This window comes from Sphingomonas metalli (genome assembly GCF_014641735.1).
In the GTDB taxonomy this organism is placed as follows: domain Bacteria; phylum Pseudomonadota; class Alphaproteobacteria; order Sphingomonadales; family Sphingomonadaceae; genus Sphingomonas; species Sphingomonas metalli.
Genome location: NZ_BMIH01000005.1, coordinates 42,268 through 64,878, shown reverse-complemented (window position 1 = coordinate 64,878; position 22,611 = coordinate 42,268). Strand labels below are relative to the sequence as shown.

Annotated in this window: 22 protein-coding genes; 11 read left to right on the top strand and 11 right to left on the bottom strand. The window is 70.1% G+C overall.

All coding sequences use genetic code 11. The features are described 5' to 3' along the window. Window positions 1-3: 3 nt before the first annotated feature. Together IEX18_RS16330 and IEX18_RS16325 are read right to left on the bottom strand one after the other, a co-directional pair. Entirely contained in the window at window positions 4-2,124 is a 2,121-nt protein-coding gene (locus IEX18_RS16330; protein WP_188660293.1) for a chemotaxis protein CheA, read from the bottom strand. Window positions 2,125-2,135: 11 nt separating this feature from the next. Further along, on the bottom strand, window positions 2,136-2,429 hold the full coding sequence (locus IEX18_RS16325) for an STAS domain-containing protein (protein WP_188660290.1): 294 nt from the start codon (window positions 2,427-2,429) through the stop codon (window positions 2,136-2,138). 190 nt (window positions 2,430-2,619) lie between these two features. Between IEX18_RS16325 and IEX18_RS16320 the strand changes: the two genes are divergently transcribed. Next, window positions 2,620-4,125 (top strand): sensor histidine kinase, encoded by a 1,506-nt coding sequence (locus IEX18_RS16320; protein ID WP_188660287.1) that lies wholly within the window; start codon window positions 2,620-2,622, stop codon window positions 4,123-4,125. After that, window positions 4,118-4,765 (top strand): response regulator transcription factor, encoded by a 648-nt coding sequence (locus IEX18_RS16315; protein ID WP_188660284.1) that lies wholly within the window; start codon window positions 4,118-4,120, stop codon window positions 4,763-4,765. Before IEX18_RS16320 ends, IEX18_RS16315 begins: the two co-directional genes overlap by 8 nt. Before the next feature lie 54 nt (window positions 4,766-4,819). Here the strand turns inward: IEX18_RS16315 and IEX18_RS16310 are convergent, their stop codons facing one another. Further along, window positions 4,820-6,547, bottom strand: coding sequence for a PAS domain-containing protein (locus IEX18_RS16310; RefSeq protein ID WP_308419356.1), 1,728 nt, complete (start codon window positions 6,545-6,547; stop codon window positions 4,820-4,822). A 175-nt stretch (window positions 6,548-6,722) separates the two neighbouring features. Here IEX18_RS16310 and IEX18_RS16305 point away from each other — a divergent pair, with 175 nt between their 5' ends. Continuing rightward, window positions 6,723-8,000 (top strand): PQQ-dependent sugar dehydrogenase, encoded by a 1,278-nt coding sequence (locus IEX18_RS16305; RefSeq protein WP_229664657.1) that lies wholly within the window; start codon window positions 6,723-6,725, stop codon window positions 7,998-8,000. A gap of 18 nt (window positions 8,001-8,018) precedes the next feature. Here the strand turns inward: IEX18_RS16305 and IEX18_RS16300 are convergent, their stop codons facing one another. Together IEX18_RS16300 and IEX18_RS16295 are read right to left on the bottom strand one after the other, a co-directional pair. Continuing rightward, a complete protein-coding gene (locus IEX18_RS16300) occupies window positions 8,019-8,375 on the bottom strand; it encodes a lipocalin-like domain-containing protein (protein WP_188660281.1) in 357 nt (118 codons plus the stop codon). 62 nt (window positions 8,376-8,437) lie between these two features. Next, window positions 8,438-8,929 (bottom strand): acyl-CoA thioesterase, encoded by a 492-nt coding sequence (locus IEX18_RS16295; RefSeq protein WP_229664656.1) that lies wholly within the window; start codon window positions 8,927-8,929, stop codon window positions 8,438-8,440. Window positions 8,930-9,009: 80 nt separating this feature from the next. Here IEX18_RS16295 and IEX18_RS16290 point away from each other — a divergent pair, with 80 nt between their 5' ends. Next, window positions 9,010-10,152: a zinc-dependent alcohol dehydrogenase family protein gene (locus IEX18_RS16290; protein WP_188660278.1), complete on the top strand. Its 1,143-nt coding sequence runs from the start codon at window positions 9,010-9,012 to the stop codon at window positions 10,150-10,152. A 15-nt stretch (window positions 10,153-10,167) separates the two neighbouring features. Here the strand turns inward: IEX18_RS16290 and IEX18_RS16285 are convergent, their stop codons facing one another. From IEX18_RS16285 to IEX18_RS16265, 5 genes are all read right to left on the bottom strand, one after another. After that, window positions 10,168-10,458 (bottom strand): HigA family addiction module antitoxin, encoded by a 291-nt coding sequence (locus IEX18_RS16285; protein WP_188660274.1) that lies wholly within the window; start codon window positions 10,456-10,458, stop codon window positions 10,168-10,170. A gap of 4 nt (window positions 10,459-10,462) precedes the next feature. Further along, complete coding sequence (locus IEX18_RS16280; RefSeq protein ID WP_188660271.1) at window positions 10,463-10,741, bottom strand: type II toxin-antitoxin system RelE/ParE family toxin; 279 nt, start codon at window positions 10,739-10,741, stop codon at window positions 10,463-10,465. Window positions 10,742-10,806: 65 nt separating this feature from the next. After that, window positions 10,807-11,754, bottom strand: a complete 948-nt coding sequence (locus tag IEX18_RS16275; protein WP_188660267.1) for a glycoside hydrolase family 130 protein — start codon at window positions 11,752-11,754, stop codon at window positions 10,807-10,809. Beyond that, window positions 11,751-12,518, bottom strand: coding sequence for an SDR family oxidoreductase (locus tag IEX18_RS16270; RefSeq protein WP_188660264.1), 768 nt, complete (start codon window positions 12,516-12,518; stop codon window positions 11,751-11,753). The genes IEX18_RS16275 and IEX18_RS16270 overlap by 4 nt, the downstream gene beginning before the upstream one ends. A gap of 108 nt (window positions 12,519-12,626) precedes the next feature. Further along, window positions 12,627-13,004 carry a hypothetical protein gene (locus IEX18_RS16265; protein ID WP_229664655.1) on the bottom strand — a complete coding sequence of 126 codons (378 nt, stop codon included), beginning with the start codon at window positions 13,002-13,004 and terminating at the stop codon, window positions 12,627-12,629. A 234-nt stretch (window positions 13,005-13,238) separates the two neighbouring features. Between IEX18_RS16265 and IEX18_RS16260 the strand changes: the two genes are divergently transcribed. The 4 genes from IEX18_RS16260 (at window position 13,239) to IEX18_RS16245 (ending at window position 19,405) form a co-directional block, all read left to right on the top strand. Further along, complete coding sequence (locus IEX18_RS16260; protein ID WP_188660261.1) at window positions 13,239-14,438, top strand: HlyD family secretion protein; 1,200 nt, start codon at window positions 13,239-13,241, stop codon at window positions 14,436-14,438. 2 nt (window positions 14,439-14,440) lie between these two features. Continuing rightward, complete coding sequence (locus tag IEX18_RS16255; RefSeq protein WP_188660258.1) at window positions 14,441-16,102, top strand: DHA2 family efflux MFS transporter permease subunit; 1,662 nt, start codon at window positions 14,441-14,443, stop codon at window positions 16,100-16,102. Further along, complete coding sequence (locus tag IEX18_RS16250; protein WP_188660255.1) at window positions 16,102-17,604, top strand: efflux transporter outer membrane subunit; 1,503 nt, start codon at window positions 16,102-16,104, stop codon at window positions 17,602-17,604. The genes IEX18_RS16255 and IEX18_RS16250 overlap by 1 nt, the downstream gene beginning before the upstream one ends. Before the next feature lie 79 nt (window positions 17,605-17,683). Then, window positions 17,684-19,405, top strand: coding sequence for a GH39 family glycosyl hydrolase (locus tag IEX18_RS16245; protein ID WP_188660252.1), 1,722 nt, complete (start codon window positions 17,684-17,686; stop codon window positions 19,403-19,405). Window positions 19,406-19,463: 58 nt separating this feature from the next. On the opposite strand, the gene IEX18_RS16240 is transcribed toward IEX18_RS16245, so the two are convergent. Further along, on the bottom strand, window positions 19,464-19,601 hold the full coding sequence (locus tag IEX18_RS16240; protein WP_188660248.1) for a hypothetical protein: 138 nt from the start codon (window positions 19,599-19,601) through the stop codon (window positions 19,464-19,466). Between the two features lie 153 nt (window positions 19,602-19,754). Between IEX18_RS16240 and IEX18_RS16235 the strand changes: the two genes are divergently transcribed. Genes IEX18_RS16235 through IEX18_RS16230 form a run of 3 tightly spaced genes read left to right on the top strand, consistent with a single transcriptional unit; the run spans window position 19,755 to window position 22,611 of the window. Next, window positions 19,755-21,089, top strand: a complete 1,335-nt coding sequence (locus IEX18_RS16235) for an alpha/beta hydrolase (RefSeq protein ID WP_188660245.1) — start codon at window positions 19,755-19,757, stop codon at window positions 21,087-21,089. Beyond that, window positions 21,086-21,784, top strand: coding sequence for an FAD-binding protein (locus IEX18_RS18880; protein ID WP_373284588.1), 699 nt, complete (start codon window positions 21,086-21,088; stop codon window positions 21,782-21,784). Before IEX18_RS16235 ends, IEX18_RS18880 begins: the two co-directional genes overlap by 4 nt. After that, window positions 21,667-22,611 carry a GMC oxidoreductase gene (locus IEX18_RS16230; protein WP_373284594.1) on the top strand — a complete coding sequence of 315 codons (945 nt, stop codon included), beginning with the start codon at window positions 21,667-21,669 and terminating at the stop codon, window positions 22,609-22,611. The genes IEX18_RS18880 and IEX18_RS16230 overlap by 118 nt, the downstream gene beginning before the upstream one ends.

Below are 22,611 nucleotides of genomic sequence, written 5' to 3'. Positions count from 1 at the left end.
CGGTCACGCGGCGATCCGATCGGCGCCCGCGGCGCGGTGCGCGACGAGGCTCTCGACATCGAGGATCAGCGCGACGCGGCCATCGCCCAGGATGGTCGCTCCCGCCACGCCGTCGATCTGGCGGTAATGGGTCTCCAGGCTCTTGATGACGACCTGCCGCTGATCGTTGATCGCATCCACCATCAGCACGGCCTGGCCGTGGACCTCCGTCTCGACCACGATCAGCACCGCGCTGGAGGGATCGGGACTGGATGCGCCGATCGCCAGCTGCTCGGCGACGGCGAGGACGGGAAGATAGGTGCCCCGCACGTTCAGCACATGTTGGCCGTTGCCCATGCTCTTCACCGCACCCGCCGCGGGCCGCAGGCTTTCCACGATGTGCGTCAGCGGGATGATGTAGGTCTGGTCCGCGACCGAGACGATCATCCCGTCGAGGATCGCGAGGGTCAGCGGCAGGGCCAGGGTGAAGGTGGAGCCCCGTCCCGGCACCGACTGGATCGAGATCCGGCCGCCGAGCGCCAGGACGTTCTGCTTCACCACGTCCATGCCGACGCCGCGTCCCGAGATGTTCGAGACCTGCTGCGCGGTCGAGAAGCCGGGCGCGAAGATCAGGTGGTCGATCTCCTCGTCGGACAGGCGCGCATCCGGCGCCACGATGCCCTTCTCGACGGCCTTGGCGAGGACGCGGGTCCGATCGATGCCGGCCCCATCGTCGCTGACGATGATCAGGATCCGCCCGCCGCGATGCTCGGCGGAGAGCCGCAGCCGTCCCTCGGCCGGCTTGCCCGCGGCGATGCGCCGCGCAGGATCCTCGATGCCATGATCGACCGCGTTCCGGATCAGGTGGGTCAGCGGCTCGCCGATCCGCTCGATGACGGTCTTGTCGAGTTCGGTCGCCTCGCCCTCGACCTCAAGGCGGACCCGCTTGCCGGTGCTCGCCTCCAGCTCGCGGACGATGCGGGGAACGCGGCTGAACACCCATCGCACGGGCTGCGCCCGGATCGACATGGCGCTGTCCTGCAGTTCGCGGGTCAGATGGTCGAGATCGCCCAGCTCGTCGATGCTGCCGAGGCCCCGCATCAGCAGTCGCTGGGACAGCATCGACTGGGTGATGACGAGCTCGCCGACGAGGTTGACGAGACGATCGAGCTTGTCGAGGTCGACCCGGATCGTCTGCGCATCCTGCGCGCGGCGTTCGGCCCCGCGCCGCTCGGCGACGAGGCCCGTCGGCGGGGCGGGGGGCACGGTCTCGACGGCGGCTGCGGCGACCTCGTCCAGGGCCGGCGCAGGCAGGGCCGCCGCACCGGACACGGCGTCGGCGGTGTCGGCGTCGGACGGGCAGACCCCGTCCATATCCTCGTCGGCAGCCGTGATCGACACGGCGCAGTCGTCGGCGATGAAGTCGAAGATCTCGGCGATGGCGGCCTTTTCCGCGGCGCCCGGCACCTCGAAGGTCCAGGCGAGATAGGCCCCGTCGGCGTCGAACCGGTCGAGATCGGGAACGGCGCCGGTGTCGACGTCGACGATGCGGCCGCCGATCGCCTTGAGTTCCCGCAGCAGCAGCAGGGGCTCCGACCCGCCGGCCAGCGCCGCCGCTTCCGGCCGCACGATGACGCGCCAAGGCGGCCGTCCAGGCAGAGCGGCGGCGTTCAGGCCTGCGAGCAGCGCATCGAGGTCGAAGCCCGCATCCGGCATCGTCGCCGGCGCAGGGGGGATGGGCGCGGCCGTGTCCGCCGGCGATGCGTCCCGAGCGCGGGCGAGCGACTGGAGCCGGGCGAGGATCGCCGCGTCGTCGGGCGCCGCGTCCTGCCCGCGAATGGCCGTGACATGGTCCGCCAGCGTATCGAACGCCGCGAGCAGCGTCGCCAGCACCGCCGGCGTGAGCGCGAGCTCGTCCGAACGGACACGGTCGAGGACGGTCTCGAAATGGTGGGTGAAGGACTGGAGCGCCGCGAAGCCGAAGGCGCCGGCCCCGCCCTTGATGGAATGGACGGCGCGGAAGATGGTGTTGATCGTCTCCTCGTCCTGCGCGCCGGCCTGGCAGAGGAGCAGCCCGGCCTCGGCGGCGGACAGGCCCTCGTCGCATTCCTGAAAGAAGATCTGCTGGATTTCGTCCCCGGTCATCGCGCGCGGCCTCAGTCGGCGTCCGGGAGGGACAGCGCCTCAGACAGGCCCGCGATCATGGCGGCCCGGCACAGCGACCGCGAGGGCGCGACGATCTCGAAGGCGGCGGCGACGGCATCCGCCGATCGACGGGCACTCAGCAACAGCTGGAGCCCGGCCTGTCCGATCTGCTCGATGGCCGCGCCGTCCACGCGCACCGCCCCGGCGGCGACCGCTTCGCGCAGTTCGGGGATCAGCAGCGCGACGGCGTCGCGGTCGATCACCCCCATGGTGCGCACGACAGCGTTGGTTCGAGTAGACGGCATCCGGGTGGCTCCTTGCACCGGGGCGATCCGCACGCCGTCCGGTTAACAAGCCTTTGATCATCGTGATTCTACCTAGGCGGGGCCGGTGCCCGACCGCCGGTTTTCCTCTAAGCTCTTGACTAAGCAGCGCTTTGAGTGAGTAATTCTACCAAGCGGGCGGCCATGCTCCGATAGTGGGGTCGATGACGCAGTGAACGATGAGTCGGGAGGGCGGGATCGCTGGCAGGCGGCGGCAGCGGCCGCCTGCGCCCTGAGCGCGGCCGGCTTCGTCGAATGGGACGGAAGCAGCCGGACCGTCCGCTTCGACGCGCGCGCCGCGCAGATCTTCGATCGTCCGGAGCTTGCGGGACACGCCGTGCCGTTGCGGGGCCTGCGACAGCTCGGGCTGGAAAGCCTGTCGCTGGACAGGGTCGAGATCCGGCTAATCCTGTCGGGCGGAGGACCGGAGCGGACCATGCTGACCGCGCTCCGTCGAACGGCGGCCGGCCAAAAGTGTCACCTGCTCATCTCGCTGTGCCGCTTGTCGACGAAGCCGGCTCGCGTCATCGCGGCGGTCGCGGATCGCACGAACGAAACGCGCAACCACGCCGAGCTGGCGGCGACGCTGCGGACGGTGCCGAGCGCGATGATCGTGGTCGACGACGGCGGCGCCATCCAGGCGTTCAGCGCCACGGCGGAGCAAATGTTCGGCCTGACGAGCGAGCAGGCCCTCGGCGCGCCGGTCGACATCCTCGCACCGGAGCACGCCCCGGAAGACGCCGCGCGCGAAGGGCTGGTCGGCCTGTTGCGGTCGGGCATGCCACACATGCTGGGTCTGTCCCGCCACGTCTATGCCATGCGCAGCGACGGCAGCGCCTTTCCCGCGGAGGTGTGGATGGGCGAGGCGACGGTGGACGGAGAGCGACTGACCACCGCCTTCGTCCGCGACCAGACGGCGCGGTTCGAGACCGAGGCCAAGCTTCAGACGCTCCAGCACGATCTGGTCCACGCCTCGCGGGTCAGCGCGATGGGAGAGCTGAGCCTCGCCCTGGCGCATGAACTCAACCAGCCGCTGGCCGCCATGGTCAACCACCTGTCGGTCGCCGAATTCCATCTTGAGTCCCTTGCAGGCAAGGCGGCCGAAAGCGTTCGCAAGAGCGTCGACAATGCCAGCCAGCAGGCGTTGCGGACCGGCGAGATCGTGAAGCGCCTGCGTGCCTTCGTGCAGCGCGGAGAGGGGGATCCGGCCCCCGAGCCCATCGACCGGATCGTCGGCGAGGCGATCTCGCTCCTTTCCACCCTTGCGAGGCAGCGCGGCATCCAGCTCCAGGTCCGTCTGCCGGGAGGCCATGCCAGGGTCTTCGCCGATCGGATCCAGATCCAGCAGGTGCTCGTCAATCTGATGCGCAATGCCATCGAAGCCCTTAATCGCTCCGGCCAAACGGAATGCCTGCTGTCCGTGCTGGTCGAGCGGCGTGGCGGCGACCTGCTGTTCAGCGTCGAGGATAACGGGCCCGGAGTGCCCGACACTTTGGAGCCCCTGCTGTTCTCCCGATTCTCGACCGCGAAGTCCGACGAGGGATTGGGCGTCGGCCTGTCCATCAGCCGTCGCATCGTCGAGGCGCACGGGTCCGAGCTGAAATATCGACGCGGCGCGCTCGGCGGTGCGCAGTTCAGTTTCGCGCTTCCGGAACATCGGGAACAGGAGCATGTCTGACGCCGGATGGGTCTATATCGTCGATGACGACGACGACCTGCGCTATTCGCTCGAGGATCTGATCGAGACGCGGGGCGACTGGCATACGCGCTCCTTTCCGAGCGGCGAGGCCTGGCTGGCCTACGCCCCGCGCGGCAAGCCGGGTTGCGTGATCCTCGACCTTCACCTGCCGGGCGCCAACGGGCTCGATGTCCTGCGCCGCATGGTGCAGGCCCGCACCGTCCATCAGGTCATCGTCCTGACCGGCGAGGGCAATGTGTCGGCCGCGGTCGCGGCGATGCAGGCCGGTGCCCTGAACTTCCTGGAAAAGCCGGTCGGCTGGCCGGAGCTGTCCGCGGCGCTGAGGAGCGGCTTCCACCATCTGAGGAATGCCGAGGAAGCGCAGCGGCGCGAAGCGGACGCGCTGGAACGGATCGCGCGCCTCTCGCCGCGGGAGCGTGAGGTGCTGCTGGGCATGGTTGAAGGCCTGCCGAACAAGGTGATCGCGCATCGCCTGGACCTGAGCCCGCGCACCGTCGAGGCGCATCGCGCGACCATGATGGAGAAGCTGGGGGTCACCAACCTGGCCGACGTCGTCAAATGCGCCTTCGTCGCCGGCTTGATCGACCCCGCCGGTGCCGTGGCCAAGCCGCACCCCTGATCGTGGCGCGGACGTGGTCCGGGCGGCGGGCCGCCCGATGGCAGCCGGGCCTGGTCAGGTCGGGGTGCGACCGGTCTCGCCGACGGTGCTGCCGCGGCGGTTGAGCGCCTGCCGTACGCGGTCGAGCAGGTCGCTTCGCCGATAGGGCTTGCCCAGGACGTCGAGCCCGGCGCGCGTCGGCCCTTCCGCCACGAGTTCCTCGTTATACCCCGTCGTCATCAGGACGGGCAGGTCGGGCGCGCGCCGCGCGATCTCGGCGGCCAGCACGATGCCGTTGATCCCGCCCGGCATGATCAGGTCGGTGAAGAGCAGGTCGACCGTGCCGGCCGGCAGGGTCTCGAACAGCGCGAGCGCGGCCTCGCCGGTCTCCGCGGTCGACACCCGGTAGCCGACGCCTTCCAGTATCTCGCGTGCGAGCGCGAGCACCTCGCTGCTGTCCTCGACCACGAGGATATGAGCGCCGGACCTATTGTCGCCCGACGGGGCGGGGGCACTGTGGTGGAGGGGTTGGGGCCGGTCGGGCTGCTCGCCGACCGCGGAGGGGAAGAGCATCCGGATCGTCGTGCCCCGGCCGGGCTTGCTGTCGATCTCGAGCCGCCCGCGCGACTGCTGGACGAAGCCGGAGGCCATGGCGAGGCCGAGCCCCGTGCCCTTGCCGGTGCCCTTGGTCGTGAAGAAGGGCTCCGTCGCGCGCTCCGCGACGTGCGGCGGCATGCCCTGTCCCTCGTCGCGTATCTCCACCACCACATAGTCGCCCGGGGAAAGCGAACGGGCCGGCGCGTCCCCGTCGAGCGAAAGCTTGCTCGTGACGATCTCGATCAGGCCGCCGTTCGGCATCGCGTCGCGGGCGTTGATGGCGATGTTGAGCACCGCCATTTCGAACTGCTCGGGATCGAGGATGGCCCGGGGCAGGCCGCGACGCAACGTCAACTGGAGCTCGGCCTGCTTGCCGAGCGAGCTTTCGAGCACGTCGCAGAAGCTGGTGATGGTGGCGTTGATGTCGACGGGGCGCGGATCGAGCCGCGTCTTGCGGGCGAAGGCGAGCAGTTGTCCGGTCAGCTTGGCGCCCTTTTCGGCGGCCGTGCGTGCGCTCTCGATATAGCGGCGCATGCGGTCGTCCTCGACGCGGGCGGCGGCGAGCTCGAGATTGCCGTTCACGACCTGGAGCAGGTTGTTGAAGTCGTGCGCCAGCCCCGCCGTCAGCTGGCCGACGGCTTCCATCTTCTGGGTCTGCAGCAACGTCCTCTCGCTTTCGCGACGGCGGGTGACGTCGATCTGGCTGGCGAAGAAGTAGAGCAGCTTGCCGGATGCGTCATGGATGGGACCGATGAACACCGCGTTCCAGAAGGGCGTGCCGTCGCGCTTGTAGTTGAGCAACTCGAGGGCGATCGACTCCTCCCGCTCGATCGTCGCGCGCAGCTTCGCGACCTGGTCGCGATCGGTCTGCGCGCCCTGGAGAAACCGGCAGTTGCGGCCCAGCACCTCTTCCTTCTCGTAGAGCGTGAGGTCGAGAAAGGCGTTGTTGGCGAAGACGATGGGATTGTCGTCCTGATGCGGATCGGTGATCACCATCGGCATGCGCGTCATCCCGATCGCGGCGAAGAAGACGTTGCCGCGTTCGTCGAGCCCGGGCTCGGTGACGGTCGCCTCCTGCCAATGATGCATGCCCGGCGATCCGATCGGCTCCCGCGCGCCGACGTCCATGCTCCCCTCCGCCGGCGTGCCAACGCTCTGGCCCTCGCCGGCGTCGCCTGCACGCCCGGCTGCATCAACCTGGCTCAATGTCCGCTCCGCCTGTCGCCATCCATGGAGGCCGAAACATTTCGGATGGTAAATCGGGTCCTTAGCGTCGACGGGACAGGCCTGCGAGGATATGAGCGCCCGGGTGGAAACGCTTGATCCGCAGAGCGGATCGATGGCGTTCCCCACTTGACCCTTCGCCGCCAGGACCCATCGCATGCGCCACCGCCCCCGTCATCGTCGCCTCGCGCTGCTCATGGCCGGAGCCGCCCTGCTGGCGGGGTGCGGCCGGACGCAGCAGCCGGCGCGATCGGCGGCCGAACCTGCCGAGCCCGTAAACTATGGCTCGGCCCGGCCGATGGCGACGAAGCCCTTCCGCACCGAAGCGATCGCCAGCTTCGAGGACCCCTGGGCGCTGACCTTCATAGCCGACGACCGGATGCTGGTCACGGAGAAGCCCGGCGCCTTGTGGATCGTCACCAAGGCCGGCCGCAAGATACCGGTCAGCGGCGTGCCGAGGGTCCATTATGAAGGGCAGGGCGGCCTGCTGTTCGTGATCGCCTCGCCGCATTTCGCGCAGGACCATCGCATCTATCTGACCTATGCCGAGCCGGGCGAGGGAGGCGACGGCCTCGCGCTCGCGCGGGCGACGCTGGTCGACCGGGGAGATACCGCCGCACTGACCGGTGTCGAGGTCCTCTGGCGGCAGCTTCCCCGCGGGGCGGGCGGGCAGTTCGGCGGCTATATCGCGTTCTCGCCCGATCAACGCTTCCTGTTCCTGACGGTCGGCGAGCGGCAGCGCTTCACCCCGGCGCAGGATCCCGATCAGGCGCTCGGCAAGATCCTGCGGCTGACGCTCGACGGGGCGCCGGCGCCGGGCAATCCGGGCGCAGGCCGGCAGGGCGCGACGCGGATCGGCTTGATCGATCCGCCCGAGGACACGCAGGCGGCGGCGGGCGCGAAGGTGCGGACGGTCGCTATGCCCGGGCCGAACCTGACCCCGGCAGAGACCTGGGTCAGCGGATTGCGCAATCCCTACGGCCTCGCCTTCGACGACCAGGGGCGGCTCTGGGAGACCGAGATGGGTCCCAAGGGCGGCGACGAGCTGAACCTGATCGAAGCCGGTGCGAACTATGGCTGGCCGCTCGTTTCCTATGGCGACAATTACGACGGCAAGCCGATCCCCAGGCCCGCCACCCGGCCCGAGTTCCGGCAGCCCGAACTCTACTGGAACCCGGTCATCGCGCCGGCCGGCTTCACCTTCTACAAGGGCGCGATGTTCCCGGAGTGGCGCGGAACCGCCTTTGTCGGCGGGCTGGGATCGAGCACGCTCGTCCAGCTGGGCTTCGACGGCGACCATCCGCGCGAGATCGCCCGCTGGGACATGGACGCGCGCACCCGCTTCGTCCTGACCGGCCCCGACGGCGCGCTGTGGCTGCTGGAGGATGGCAGCGGCGGCCGGCTGCTGCGACTGTCGTCGCGGCGGTCGGGGTAGGAGGGGCGCCTTCCGCTTCTACCTGGCCCGCTCGGCGAACCAGTTGAACAGGAAGTTCCGGGCTTCGGCCCAGGTCTGTCCTTCGGCGCGGTCGCCGCGGAGACAGACGGATGTGTGATAGGGTCCCTTGCCGTCCGACGTCCGGAAGCTGGCGCAGGTCCGGCCACGGTCCGTCTTCCAGCGCCCCTTCTCGATCGTGCTCTGGTAGAACGAGCCGGTGACCGTACCGTCCGGCTGGAGCGTCAGCTGCATCGGCTGCGTATAGGGCTGGCCCGGCCGGGTCGACAGATCGACCGTCCAGTCGCCCGCCAGTCCCCGCGGGGCGGGGGCCGACGGCGCAGCCTGGAGCGCCAGAGCGAGGACGGTGGCTAGCATGGCCGGATCACCCCTTCGCGGCGTCGTGCCGCCAGCACCATCGTGTCCGGAAACGCTTCTATTTACAAGCCGGTCTGGAGCGTCTCCAGCCGCTCGCGCCAGGCGTCCGGCAACGGCACCGGGCGACGCGTGGGGCGGTCGACATAGACATGGGTGAAGAGGGCCTGGGCGGCGGGATCCGCCTCGCCCGTCGCGAAGGCGCCGAGCCGGTAGGTGACGCTCGACCGGCCGAGCCGTTCGACTGCGAGGCCGATCTCGACGGGCTCGGGATAGGCGAGCGGCCGGGCGTAGCGGCAGCGCGTCTCCACCACCAGGCCGATCGGATCGCCGCGCTCGACGTCGAGCAGGCCCTGTGCGATCAGCCATGCATTCACCGCCGTGTCGAACCAATGATAGTAGATCGCGTTGTTGACATGGCCATAGGCGTCGTTGTCGCTCCACCGCGTGACGATCGGTTGCCACCAGCGATAGGCGGTACGGGGATGCAGCGGCGCGCGCGTCGTCTCGTCGGTCATGGCGCGATCGAAGGCGCACGGCGCGCGCGCGTCAACCATCGGCTGCGCCGCGCAGGCGGGTTGTCGCGCCGATCGCGGCGCTCCACCATGGGGCGGACGAGGAAGAGGATCGACCGGGCATGAAGATCGAGGCTGCCGTTCTGCGCCGGCGCGGCGCGCCGCGACCCTATGCCGAGAGCCGGCCGCTGGCGATCGAGACGCTGGAACTCGACCCGCCGGGCCAGGGCGAGGTGCTGGTGCGGATCGCCGCGGCGGGCCTGTGCCATTCGGACCTGTCGGTGATCGACGGCAGCCGGCCGCGCCCGGTACCGATGGCGCTGGGGCACGAGGCGGCCGGCGTGGTCGAGGCGCTGGGCGCGGATGTCGGCGATCTTGCGGTGGGCAACCATGTCGTCATGGTCTTCATGCCCAGCTGCGGCCATTGTCTGCCCTGCGCCGAGGGGCGGCCGGCGCTGTGCGAGCCGGGCGCGGCGGCGAACGGGGCGGGAACCCTGCTCTCCGGCGCGGTGCGGCTGCACGATCCGGCCATGGATGCGGCGGCAGGCGCGGTACATCATCATCTCGGCTGTTCGGCCTTTGCCAGCCATGCGGTCGTTGCGCGCCGGTCGCTGGTGAAGGTCGATGCCGATCTGCCGCTGCACGAGGCGGCGCTGTTCGGCTGCGCGGTGCTGACGGGCGTGGGGGCGGTGATCAACACCGCCGCGGTGCGCGCGGGGCAGACAGTGGCGGTGGTCGGGCTGGGCGGGGTCGGGCTGGCGGCGGTCCTTGGCGCGATCGCGGCGGGCGCGGCGCAGGTCATCGCGGTCGATCTGATGGAGGACAAGCTGGCGCTCGCCCGCGGTCTGGGCGCGAGCGCGACGGTGCTCGCCGGTGCCGATGCGGCGGCGCAGGTGCGTGCGCTCACGGCCGGCGGGTGCGACGTGGTGCTGGAGATGGCGGGATCGGTCCGCGCGCTCGAAAGCGCCGTGGCGATGACGCGGCGTGGCGGCACCACCGTCACTGCCGGCCTGCCGCCGGCCGATGCCGCGCTGCCGGTCAATATCGTCGCGCTGGTCGGGGAGGAACGGACGCTGAAGGGCAGCTATATCGGCACCTGCGTGCCGATGCGCGACATCCCCCGTTACGTCGCGCTGTACCGCGCCGGGCGACTGCCGGTCGACCGGCTGGTCAGCGGCTATCTCTCGCTGGCCGAGATCAACCAGGGCTTCGACGCGCTGGCAGAGGGGCGGGCGGTGCGGCAGATCGTGCGGTTCGATCGGTAGCGACGCCCGCGGCGGTCAGGCTGCATCCTGCAACGGGCGCACAGGCGGCTGCGCATGTTGACGAGCGCACCAGAGATCATGATTCGCCTGCATCGCCAGCCAGGCGCGGGCGGTACTGGCCCCGGCCTGTTCGAGGCGCAGGGCAAGGTCCGGGCTGATGCCCGCCTTGCCGTTCAGCACGCGCGACAGGGCGACGCGCGACATGGCGAGGCGGCTGGCGGCCTCGGTCACCGACAGGTTCAACGCGGCGATGACCTCGTCGCGCAGCAGTTCGCCGGGGTGCGGGGGGTGGTGCATCGTCGTCATGCCCTCAATGATAATCCTGATAATCGACCAGCTCGGCATTGGTGCCGACAAAGCGGAAGGTGACGCGCCAGTTGCCGTTGACCCAGACCGACCAATGCCCCTTCAGATCCCCTTTCAGCGCGTGAAGCCGGAAGGAGGGCAGGTTCATATCGCCCGGAGCCGCCGCGACATCGAGAAGGCCGAGGATGTTCCGCAGCTTCTTCGCATGGCTCGCCTGGATGCCCCGCATTGTGCCACGGTCGTAGAAGGCTTCGAGACCCTTGTGCCGGAAGCTGACGATCACACTTCACTGTATTGCGTATCGCCGCACGATACAAGATCAGGGACCGGTTTACCGAATGGCTCGGATCACGATCGCCGGATCAGCGCGCGGGCGAGTTTGCGGTCTTCCAGCGAGTAATACAGCCAGATCCGATCGTCTTCGACCACCACGGACGCGGCAAAGGCGATGTCGGTGGCGCCGCGGTCGTCCGCGGGGGGCGGGGTGAGGAGCGGCTGGATCCCGCGCGCCACGACCCGCGCATAGTCGGCGTCGAACGCCACCCAGCCGATCCGCCAGCGTGCGTCGCGGGTCGCGCCGTTATAGAACATCACCGGCCGCGCCGGATCGTCGGTGAGGAGCGGGCCGGTCGACAGGTGCCAGTCGTCCCAGCTGTCCTCGCGCGGCATGAAGGGGGTGGGCTGCTCGGTCCAGGGACCACCGACATCCGGGCCGATCGCAAGGCCGATGCGCGACGCCTGGTCGGCGGCATATTCGTAGAAGAGCCGCCAGCGTCCGTCGGCGGTGCGGTCGACGGTCGCCTCCTTGGTATTCCCCTCCGATTTGGAGGAGGCGAGGGCGACCCCACTCTTCACCAGCCGGTCCAGCGCGGGGCCGCTGGCATAGGAGAGTTCGCCATGGGCATGGTCGGCGAGCACGCCGGAATAATAGACGACATAGCCGTCCGCCGTCCGCACGACGGTGGGATCCTCCACCCCGCCGGCGTCGTGGTCGCCCGGGCCGGGCACGATCGAGGGCGCGTCGAGCATCGTGAAGTGCCGGCCGTCGTCGCTCCACCCGGCCCAGATCCGGCCGGTATCAACCAGCGGCTCGCCCTGCCGCACCACCGCGCGGACCATGATACCCCAGCGCCCGTCCGGCTCGCGCCAGACATAGGGGCTCATCAGGTCGCGGGCCATCAGCGCCGCGGGGCCGTCGAGCGTCACCGTCTCGATCCGCTTGACGTTGAAGTCGAGCGGCTCGTCCGCGGCGGCGACCGCATCCTTGCGATGCGGATCGGCGACGCTGGCGGTCATGCGCCGAGCGCCTGCATCAGCGACAGGCCGCCATCGATGACGATGCGCGCACCGGTGATGTAGCGCGCGCGGTCGCTGGCGAGGAAGACGGCGAGGTCCGCCACCTCTTCGGGCTTGCCGGCGCGGCCCATCGGGATGTTGCGCTCGAGGGCGTGGCGATAGTCGATGTCGGTCTGGGCGCGGGCGTTCATCGGGGTCAGGATCATGCCCGGTTCGATCGCATTCACGCGGGTGCCCCGGGCCGCCTCCTCGACCGCCAGCGTCTCGACGAGCGTGGTCAGTCCGCCCTTGGCGGCGCAATAGTCCGCCCCGCCCGCGCGCACGGCATAGGCGTGGATCGAGGAGATATGGATGATCGCCGCGTCGCCGGCCGCGGTACCGCGCCCGGTCAGGAAGCGGCGCGAGACGAGGAAGGCGCCGGTCAGGTCGGTGTCGATCAACCGGCGCCACTGGTCGAGGGCCATGTCGCGCACCGTGACGCCGGTCATGTTGAGCCCGGCCGAATTGACCAGCACCGCCGCCGCGCCCCAGGCCTGCTCGACCGCGGCGAAGGCGGCGTCGACCGAGGCCTCGTCCTCGACCTGCGCCTGAACGGTCATCGCCTCGCCGCCCGCGCCGCGCACCGCCGCGGCGGAGGCCTCCGCGGCGTCGCGATCGGCATGATAGAAGATGGCGACCCGGTCGCCCGCCGCCCCGAAGGCCGCCGCGCACGCTGCCCCGATCCCCGATTCCGCGCCCGTCACCACGACCGTCCGCCCGCTCATCCGTCCTGTCCCTCGACCGAAATTGCTGCGGGGAAACGTCCGGTGGCGCGGTTGGCTTCATGGGAAAGGGCGGGGCACGGGGTTGGACCCCGCCCCCGCCCGCTCCGCTTACTTCTTGCGCGCGCGCTTCGGGGCGGCGGCGGCTTCCGTGTCTTCGTCCTCGTCGGGCTGCTCCTCGCCCGCCTCGGTCAGCGCCTCGCCGAGCGCCTTCAGCTTTTCCTGCGAGCCGTCGGCGCGGTCGGCGATCTTGGTGGTGGCAGCGCCGAGGCGATGCAGCAGATCGTGGATGCGATCGGCATCGGGCGTGTCCTTCTCGAGCTGTTTGCGCAGCGAGCCGAGGTCGCGCAGGATGCCCTTGGCGCCCGGCACGTCGACATCCGCCAGCGCGGCTTCCCAATCCTCGACCATGGTCGCACCCCTGGCGGGCTTGGTGCTGTCCAGCCCGCGGTTGATCGCGTTCATCGTTCCGGCGAATTTGACGGCCATCGTATGATCCCTTGTCAGACACCGGTCCGAGCCGGCGGGCGTCAACGAGGCATTTGGAAAAAGGAATCCAATGTATTTCAATAATTTGATTCGGGCCGATCGTATCGCAGCCGGATCGATCGTCGCGTTTGCCCGCATAAGCGCCGAGCAACAAAGGCACTTTTCGAGCGCTGCTGCGTCTTAGCCCGCGGCACCGCGCGGTCGGGACATGAGCGGGCCCAGAAAAGGGGTTGCATGAGCGACGACGAACCGCGCGACCGGGCGCAGCAGGATGCGCCGGACCGTGACGAACACGACCATGCCGCGAAGGACGACCAGAACGAGGGCGAGGGCAGGAACGACCCGTCGGACGACGACGAGGAAGACGAGGACAATGGCGGGGAGAAAAAGCCGTCGATCTTCAAGCGCCCGCTCTTCTGGATCATCCTGATCGTCGTGGCCGCGGCGCTGATCGTCGGCGGCACGCTCTATTACCTGCATGCGCGACAGTATGAATCGACCGACGACGCCTTTGTCGACACGCATATCGTGCGCATCTCCGCCCAGTCGGCGGGGCGGCTGGTGCAGGTCGCCGATCTCGACAACCGTCATGTCCGGCCGGGACGGCTGCTCGCGGTGATCGAGCCTTCCGGTCCCGCAGCGCAGCTCGCCGAGGCGCAGGCCAATGTCGCCCAGGCCGAGGCCCAGGTTCAGCAGGCCGAGGCGCAGGTCGCGGCCGCCATCGCCAATCGCGAACAGGCCGCTGCCGCGGCGCGGGTGCCGCTGGCGCAGGCGCTGAAGGCACAGGCCGATTTGGCGCGGTACGAGACGCTGCTGCGGATCGACCCCAGCGCGGTCGCAGGCCAGCAGCTCGACCAGGCCCGCACGCAGGTCCGGGTCACCGCCGCCGATGCCGCCGCCGCCCGCCGCCAGATCGGCGCCGCCGATGCGCAGGTCGGCGTCGCGCGCCGCCAGGTGAAGTCGGCGGAGGCGGTGGTCGGCGCCCGGCGCGCGCAGGTGTCGCAGGCGAACACGACCCTGGGCGATCTGCGCATCCGCGCGCCGGTGGCAGGGCAGGTGGTCAACCGCCAGGTCAATCTCGGCTCCTATGTGCAGGCGGGCACGCAGGTGCTGGCGATCGTGCCCGACGCCATGTGGGTCACCGCCAACTTCAAGGAGACCCAGCTGACGCTGATGCGGATCGGCCAGCCGGTGACGATCAAGGTCGATGCCTATCCCGATGTCGAGTTCGTCGGCCATGTCGACTCGATCCAGCGCGGCGCGGGCCAGGCCTTTGCGCTGCTGCCGCCGCAAAACGCGACCGGCAATTACGTGAAGGTGGTGCAGCGGGTGCCGGTGCGCATCCTGTTCGATACCGGCGACGGCCGTCCCGATCCGCGCCGCTATCCGATCGGACCGGGCATGTCGGTCGTGCCGACCGTCAAGGTCCGCTGACGGTGGCGGAGGCGGCCGCCGCGCGCCGATCGGGCAGCAACTCCGGCAAGGGACGGGGGAAGGGCGGAGCCGGCGGCGGCGGCGCGGGCGAGTGGAGCCCGAGCCGATCGGCCGCCGGCCGCTATTCGCCCTGGCTGATCGTCGCGATCATCTCGATCCCCACCTTCATGGAGGTGCTCGACACCTCGATCGCCAATGTCGCGCTGGATCACATCGCCGGCGGCCTGTCGGTGTCGAACGACCAGGCGACCTGGGTGCTGACCAGCTATCTGGTCGCCAACGCGATCGTCATCCCGATCTCCGGCTGGCTGTCGGACGCGATCGGGCGCAAGCGCTATTTCCTGATTTCGATCGCGCTGTTCACCCTGTCGTCGCTGCTTTGCGGGCTGGCGCCCAATCTGTCGACGCTGGTGCTCGCGCGGATCCTGCAAGGGATCGGCGGCGGCGGGCTGGCGCCGGTCGAACAGTCGATCCTCGCCGACACCTTCCCGCCCGCCAAGCGCGGCATGGCCTTCGCCGCCTTCGCGATCGTCGTCGTGGTCGGCCCGGTGCTGGGGCCGACGCTGGGCGGCTATATCGTCGAATATTCGACCTGGCACTGGGTGTTCCTGATCAACGTGCCGGTCGGCATCGCCGCCTGGTTCCTGGTCGAGATCTTCGTCGACGAGCCGGAACAGGTCCAGCAGGACCGCAAGGAGAAGTTCAAGGACGGGCTGCGCATCGACTATATCGGGGTGGCGCTGGTCGCGCTGGGGCTCGGCTTTCTGGAGATCACCTTCGACCGCGGCGAGCGCGAGGACTGGTTCTCCAGCCCGCTGATCCTGGGTTCGGCGGTCATCGCGGTCACGTCGCTGGTATCGCTGGTGGTGTGGGAATTGAACCACAAGGACCCGGTGGTCGACCTGCGCCTGCTCAAGAACCGCAACTTCGCGCTGACGATCGGGGTGATGGCGATCACGGGTATGATCCTGTTCGGCACGACGCAGCTGATCCCGCAGATGCTGCAACAGGTGCTGGGCTATTCGTCTCTCGACGCCGGTCTGGCGCTGACCGCGGGCGGGGTGGCGACGCTGGTCGCGGTGCCCTTTGCCGGGCGACTGGCCGGGGTGGTCGACGTGCGCTTCCTGCTCTTCCCCGCGCTGCTCGTCCAGGCCGCGGCGCTGTGGAACATGTCGCACCTCAATGCCGACATCACCTTCTGGGATGCGGCGACCGCGCGCCTCTACCAGGCGATGGCGCTGCCCTTCCTGTTCGTGCCGATCAACGCGATCGCCTATGTCGGGCTGCGCCAGAACCAGACGGCGCAAGCGTCGAGCCTGCTCAACGTCGCGCGCAACCTGGGCGGCACGATCGGGATCAGCCTGTCGCAGACGCTGTTGTCGAACGGCTTGCAGAAGCACCAGAGCGAGCTGGTCCAGCCGCTCAACCCGCTCGAGCCCAATTACAATGACTGGCTGGCGACCGCGGGCAGGGCCTTTGCCGGGCAGGGCGATCCCGGCACGACTCCGCTCGCCGTCCTGTACAGCCAGGTGCAGCGCCAAGCGACGATGCTCGCCTTTCTCGACGTCTTCCGCACGCTGATGATCGTGGTGCTGGTGGTGGCGCCGCTGGTGCTGTTCATGCGCGCGGGCAAGACGGGCGGCGGACAGGGAGGGATGCACTGATGCGACGGCTGACCCGGGCGATCCCGCTGCTGCTGGCGCTGGCCGGCTGCACGGTCGGGCCGAACTACCGCCCCGCCGACCCGGTACCCGTGCCCGCTACCTTTGCCGGACCGCAGGCGGCCGGCACGGGCGTCGACGTGACGCGATGGTGGACGACGTTCGGCGATCCGCGGCTGACCGGGCTGATCGAGCGGGCGCTGCGCGACAATCCCGATATCGGCCTCGCCGCGGCGCGGGTGCGGGAGGCGCGCCTGCAGGAGATCGTGGCGCGGTCGAGCGGCGGTCCGCAGCTGAACGCCAGCGCCAACGCGACGCATGTCGAATTCAGCAAGAATGCCGGCTTCTCCTCGCTGGCGCGGCTGTTCGGCGGGCAGAACGGCGGGGCGGGAGGGGGCGGCAGCGCCGGTGGCTCGAGCGGCGGCATCGCACTGCCCGGCAGCGGCATCACGACCTTCGCCGCCGGCTTCGACGCGAGCTGGGAGCTCGACATCTTCGGCGGCGTGCGCCGCAGGGTGGAGGCGGCAACGGCGCGGACCGAAGCGGCCGAGTGGAACCGGCGCGACGCGGCGGTGATGATCGCGGCCGAGGTCGCCCAGGCCTATCTGGCGCTGCGCACCGACGAGGCGCAGGTCGCGGCGATCGAAGGCGAGCTGGCGCGGCAGCGCGGCGCATTGGCGATCGCGGGCGATGTCGCGAAGGTCGGGCTGGTGCCGCCGATCGACGTGACCCGGCAGCGCGGCAACATCACCAGTACCGAAGCGCGGCTGGCACCGATCCGCGCCGATATCGACGTGCGCCGCCACGCGCTCGCCATCCTGCTGGCGCAGCCGCCCGCTGCGCTCGACGCCGAGCTGGCGCGGCCCGCCGCGGCACTGCCGCCGACCCCGGCGATCCCCGCAGGCCTGCCGTCGGACCTGTTGCGCCGACGGCCCGATGTGCGGGCGGCGGAGCGCAACCTGGCGGCCGCGAATGCGGAGATCGGCGTCGCCACCGCCGACCTCTACCCGCATGTCAGCCTGACCGGGATGGCGCAGCTGATCTCCACCGCCCTGTCCAACCTGATCAGCCGCGACAGCCTGCAACTGACCGGGACGGGCGCGGTGCAGCTGCCGCTGCTGGACGGCGGCCGCCGCCGTGCGACGGTGAAGCTGCGCGAGGCCCAGCGCGACGAGGCGGTGCTGCAATATCGCGCGATCGTGCTGCAGGCGCTGCGCGACGTCGAGGATCAGCTGTCGCAGATCGCCGCCGAGCGCGACCGCTACGCCACGTTGACCCGCGCCCTTGCGGACGCGGCGGCGAGCGAGCGGGCGATCACCGCGCAATATCGTTCGGGCTTCGTGGCGCAGGACGCGGTGCTCAACGCGCAGGCGCAGTCGCTCAGCGCGGACGAGCAGCGCGTGCTGAGCGAGGCGCGGCTGCGCCAGCAGACGGTGGCGCTGTTCAAGGCGCTGGGCGGGGGCTGGTCGCCGGAGCCGGGCGCGGCGGAGCGTCCACGTCCTTGATCCGGGGGGTGAAAGCGCGAAGAAGGGGCAGGACGACGATCGCCGGGTGATCGCGCGCAGCGATGGGGAGGGTTCGGTCATGATCGCCAGGCGGATACGGCGCAGCGCCGTGGACGGTGCCCGCTACGCGGTCCTCGGCTGGGCGGCGTGCGCGGCGCCCCTGGCGGCGCAGGACGGGCCGGCGCCGATCCCGGTCAACGTGACCGTCGATGCGGGGCGGCCGGGCGAGCCGGTCAATCCGGTATGGCGCTTCTTCGGCGCGGACGAGCCCAACTACGCCACGATGAAGGACGGGCGCACGACGCTGGCGACGCTCGGCCAGCTCGCCCCGGAGCGCGTCTATTTCCGTGCGCACAATCTGCTGACGTCGGGAGACGGGACGCCGGCACTCAAATGGGGCTCGACCAACGCCTATCGCGAGGATGCCGCGGGACGGCCGATCTACGACTGGACGATCGTCGACCGGATCTTCGACACCTATCGCGCGCGCGGGATCAAACCCTATGTCGAGATCGGCTTCATGCCGGAAGCGCTGTCGAGCCGGCCGCAACCCTATCAGCACGACTGGCGGCCGGGTAGCGGCGAGCTGCGCACCGGCTGGGCCTATCCGCCCAAGGACTACGCCAAATGGGAGGAGCTGGTCTACCAATGGGTGCGCCACTGCGTAGCGCGCTATGGCGCGGACGAGGTTGCGAGCTGGTATTTTCAGACCTGGAACGAGCCGAACCTGCCGCAATATTATTGGGGCGGGACGCGGGAGGAGTTCTTCCGGCTGCACGACGCGGCGATCCGGGGCGTGCGCCGCGCGCTGCCGCGGGCGCGGGTCGGCGGCCCCGACATCGCCGGGGCGGGGGACGATTTCCTCACCGCCTTCCTGCAGCATGTGAAGGCCGCGGGGACTCCGACCGACTTCCTCTCCTTCCATGCCAAGGGCAGCCCGAGCGTGGTCGCCGACGCCGGCGGGAGCCATGTGCGGATGGGGATCGCCACCCATCTGCGCGCGGCGGATCACGAGTTCGGCCAGATCGCCGCCGATCCGCGTTTCCGGCGAACACCGATCGTCATCGGTGAGTCGGATCCGGAGGGTTGCGCCGCCTGCCAGGGTCCGGCCAATGCCTATCGCAACGGCACCATGTATTCGAGCTACACGGCGGCGGTCATTCCCCGCTTGCAGGCGCTGGCGATGCGGCGCGGCCTGACGCTCGACGGCGTGCTGAGCTGGGCGTTCGAGTTCGAGGACCAGCGGCCCTTTGCCGGATTCCGCCAGCTGACCTCTGCAGGCATCGACCTGCCGGTCATCAACGTGTTCAAGCTGTTCGCGCGGATCAAGGGTCGGACGGTGCCGGCGACGTCCGACGGCGAACGCCCCCTCGACACGGTATTGCGCGACGGGGTGCGGGCCGCGGCGGACATCGGCGCCGTGGCGGCCCGCGACGGCGACCGGGTGTCCGTGCTGGTCTGGCATTATCATGACGACGACGTGCCTGGACCCGAGGCTGCCGTAACGGTCAGGCTGAAGGGCCTGCCCGCCGCCTTTCGCGACGGCGCCGCGGTGACCGAACTGCGCGTCGATCCGCAACATGCGAACAGCTATGCCGCCTGGAAGGCGATGGGTTCACCCGAGGCACCGTCGAACGAACAGCGGGCGAAGCTGATGGCGGCGGCGCGCCTGGACCCGGTGCACGCGGGAGAGCGGACCGTGGTGACGAAGGGCGTAGCGACTGTGCGGTTCGGCCTGCCGCGAACCGGCGTGACGCTGATCGAGCTGACGCCGGCCGAAAGGGCGCGATCAGCGCGATAGGCGAGGCGAGCCGTGCGGACGCGGACCTCGGCGGACCTGCGCCCGCCGATACGCCCGGCTATTTCGCCTTGCCGCCCTTCTTGCCGAGTTCGGCCTGCGCCGCCGACGACTTGCGCGGGTTCTTCTCGCCCTCCTTGGCCGCCTTGGCATTGGCCTTCTGCGCGGTGGCGCTGCCGTGGCCCTTCTTCTCGCTCATGTCCGATCCTCTCTCTACTAGATTTCGAACGTGGGGGCGGGGGGTTGGTTGCAGTCAGCTGCGGCGCGCTCGGATGCTAAATTTCACCGGCATCGGAACACAGAAGAGCCGCTGACCTTTATCCCGCGTCTATGATCGAGGTGAAGGTGCGTGGTGGCAAATCTCTTCTTTCTCCACGCATTAGGCGCCAGTGCTCGTGAGTGGGACGGCGTGGTCGCCGGACTTGAGGGCGTCGGTGAGTGCATAGCGCTCGAACTGCCCGGCTTCGGCGGAAGCGCGGATGCCGATCTCGACGTCGCCGGGCTGGTCGACTGGTTCGCCGGTCAGGTGGCGGCGCGGCAGCCGCAGAGCTGGGCGGCCGTCGGTCACAGCATGGGCGGCAAGATCGCGACGCTCGCGGCGGCCCGCGCGCGGGACGGTGAACCGGCCTTTGCCGGCCTCGCGGCGGTCGTGCTGATCGCCGCCTCGCCCCCCGCGCCCGAACCGATGGCGGAGGAGCGCCGCGCCGAGATGATCGGCTGGTTCGCCGATGGGAGCATCGGTCCGGACGAGGCATCGACCTTCCTCGACGCCAACACCGCCAAACCCTTGTCCGGGCCGGTGCGCGCCCAGGCGCTCGCCGACGTGGAGCGGTCCGGACGCCTCGCCTGGACCGGCTGGCTGGAGCGGGGCAGCCGCGAGGACTGGCAGGCGGCAGCGGGGACGCTCTCGGTCCCGGCGCTGATCCTGGCGGGCGGCGAGGACGGCGATCTGGGCGAGGACGCGCAGCGGCGGCTCAACCTGCCGCACTATCGCGACGCCCGGGTCGAGGTAGTCGCGGACGCCGCCCATCTGCTGCCCTATGAACAGCCGGAGGCGGTCGCGGCGCTGATCCGCCAGCACGTCGCCGCGCCCTTCGCCCGTGCGCTGCCGGCGCCATTCGCCGCCCTGCTCGCGTCCGACCGGGTGAGCCGCCGGACAAGGGCGGTGATGACCGAGCGACACGCCGCGCCGGCACCGGGCAGGATCCTGTCCGACCATCAGCGCGCCGTGCTCGCGGCTTTGGTCGAAGCGGTGCTGCCGGGTGCCGCCGACCCGTGCGATCTAGCCTGCCGGATCGATGCGGTGCTGACCGGCGGCGACGGCTGGCGCAACGCCGCATTGCCGCCCGATGCCGAGAGCTGGAGGCTGGCGCTCGATACGCTCGACCGGGAAGCCGGCGGCTTCCTCCGGGCATCCGCGGCGGAGCGTGAGCAGGCGCTTCGGGCAATCGCCGATGGCGATGCAGGGGCGGGCGGCGGCGGGTTCGACGCCCGCCGGATGCGATTGTGGTTCGCGGACGCGCGCGCCGAGATCGCGCGCCAGTGGATGGCGCTGCCCGCGACGATGGCGCGGATCGGCTATGACGGCTTCGCGGTCGGTGGCGATGCGCCGCGCAAACAGGGCTATCGCGTGACCGCGGCGGACGTGATCGAGCCCTGGCAACAGGCGACGGCGGTGAGGGCATGAACGGCGCGGCGGAGGCCGTGGACGTCGTGATCGTCGGCAGCGGCGCGGGCGGTGCGCCGCTGGCCGCCCGACTGGCGGAGGCGGGCGTGTCGGTGGTCGTGCTCGAGGCGGGTCGCGCGTTCAGGCCCGACGACCATGTCGCCGACGAGCTGGCGGCCGACATCTACTGGATGGACGAGCGGCTGAGCGGCGGGAGCGATCCGACCGCATTCGGCGCCAATAATTCGGGCATGGGCGTCGGCGGCTCGACCCTGCACTGGGGCGCCTTCTGTCCGCGTCCCGACGCGCGCGACCTGAGGCTGCGCAGCGACAGCGGACAGGGAGAAGACTGGCCGATCGCGCATGACGAGCTGATCGGCCATGTCGAGGCGGTCGAGCGGTTCGTCGGCGTGTCCGGCCCGGCCGACTATCCTGGGACGCCGGCCGGCGCTACGCCTTTCCGCCGGTGCTGCGCAATGCGTCGGCCGACGCCATGGCGCGCGGCTGCTCCGCGCTCGGCATCGCCGCGACCGACGCGCCGGCGGCGCTGGTGTCGCGCGACCGCGCCCAGCCGCACTGGGGCGAGCGACACGCGTGCATCAACTGCGGCACCTGCCACCAGGGTTGCCGCACCGGCGCCAAGGCGACGACCGACACGAGCTGGCTGCCGCTCGCGAAGGCGCACGGCGCGGAGGTTCGTGCCGAGTGCCGCGTGATCGACATCGAGCGCGACGGCCGGGGCCGCGTGACCGGCGTCGTCTATGTCCATCGCGGGGAGCGCCGGCGGCAGAGCTGCGGCGCGCTGTTCCTGTGCGCCGGTGGGATCGAGACGCCGCGGCTGCTGCTCAATCTCGACCTTGCCAACTCGAGCGGGCAGGTCGGACGGAACTTCATGGCGCATGTCGCGACGCAGGTCTGGGGCCGGTTCGACGCCGATATGCGGATGAACCGGGGCTATCCTTCCTCGCTGATCAGCGAGGACATGGTGCGCGCCGCCGGCGTCGACCATGCCGGCGGCTATCTGATCCAGAGCCTGGGCGTATTGCCGGTGACGCTGGCCGCCAATCTGGCACGCGGCGCGGGGCTGTGGGGCGCGGCGCTGGTCGACCTGCTCGACGACTATAACCGGCTGGGCGGGATCGGCATCAACGGCGAGTGCCTGCCGTCCGACGCCAACCGGCTGACGCTGGCGGACGAGACCGACGCCTTTGGCCTGCACAAGGCGCGGGTCGACTTCAGCTACGGCGCCAACGAGCGGGCGATCGACGCTCATGCGCGCCGGACGATGACCGCGATCTGGGAGGCGGCGGGCGCGCGCGACATCCTCGCGCTCGATCGCTCCGCCCATACGATCGGCACCTGCCGGATGGGCACGGACGGCGACCGCGCGGTGGTCGACCGCGACGGACGCAGCTTCGACGTCGACAACCTCTTCATCTGCGACAACTCGGTCTTTCCGAGCGCACTCGCGGCCAATCCGGCGTTGACGATCATGGCGCTGTCGTTGCGCACCGCCGAGCGTTTCCTCGCGACGCGAGAGTAA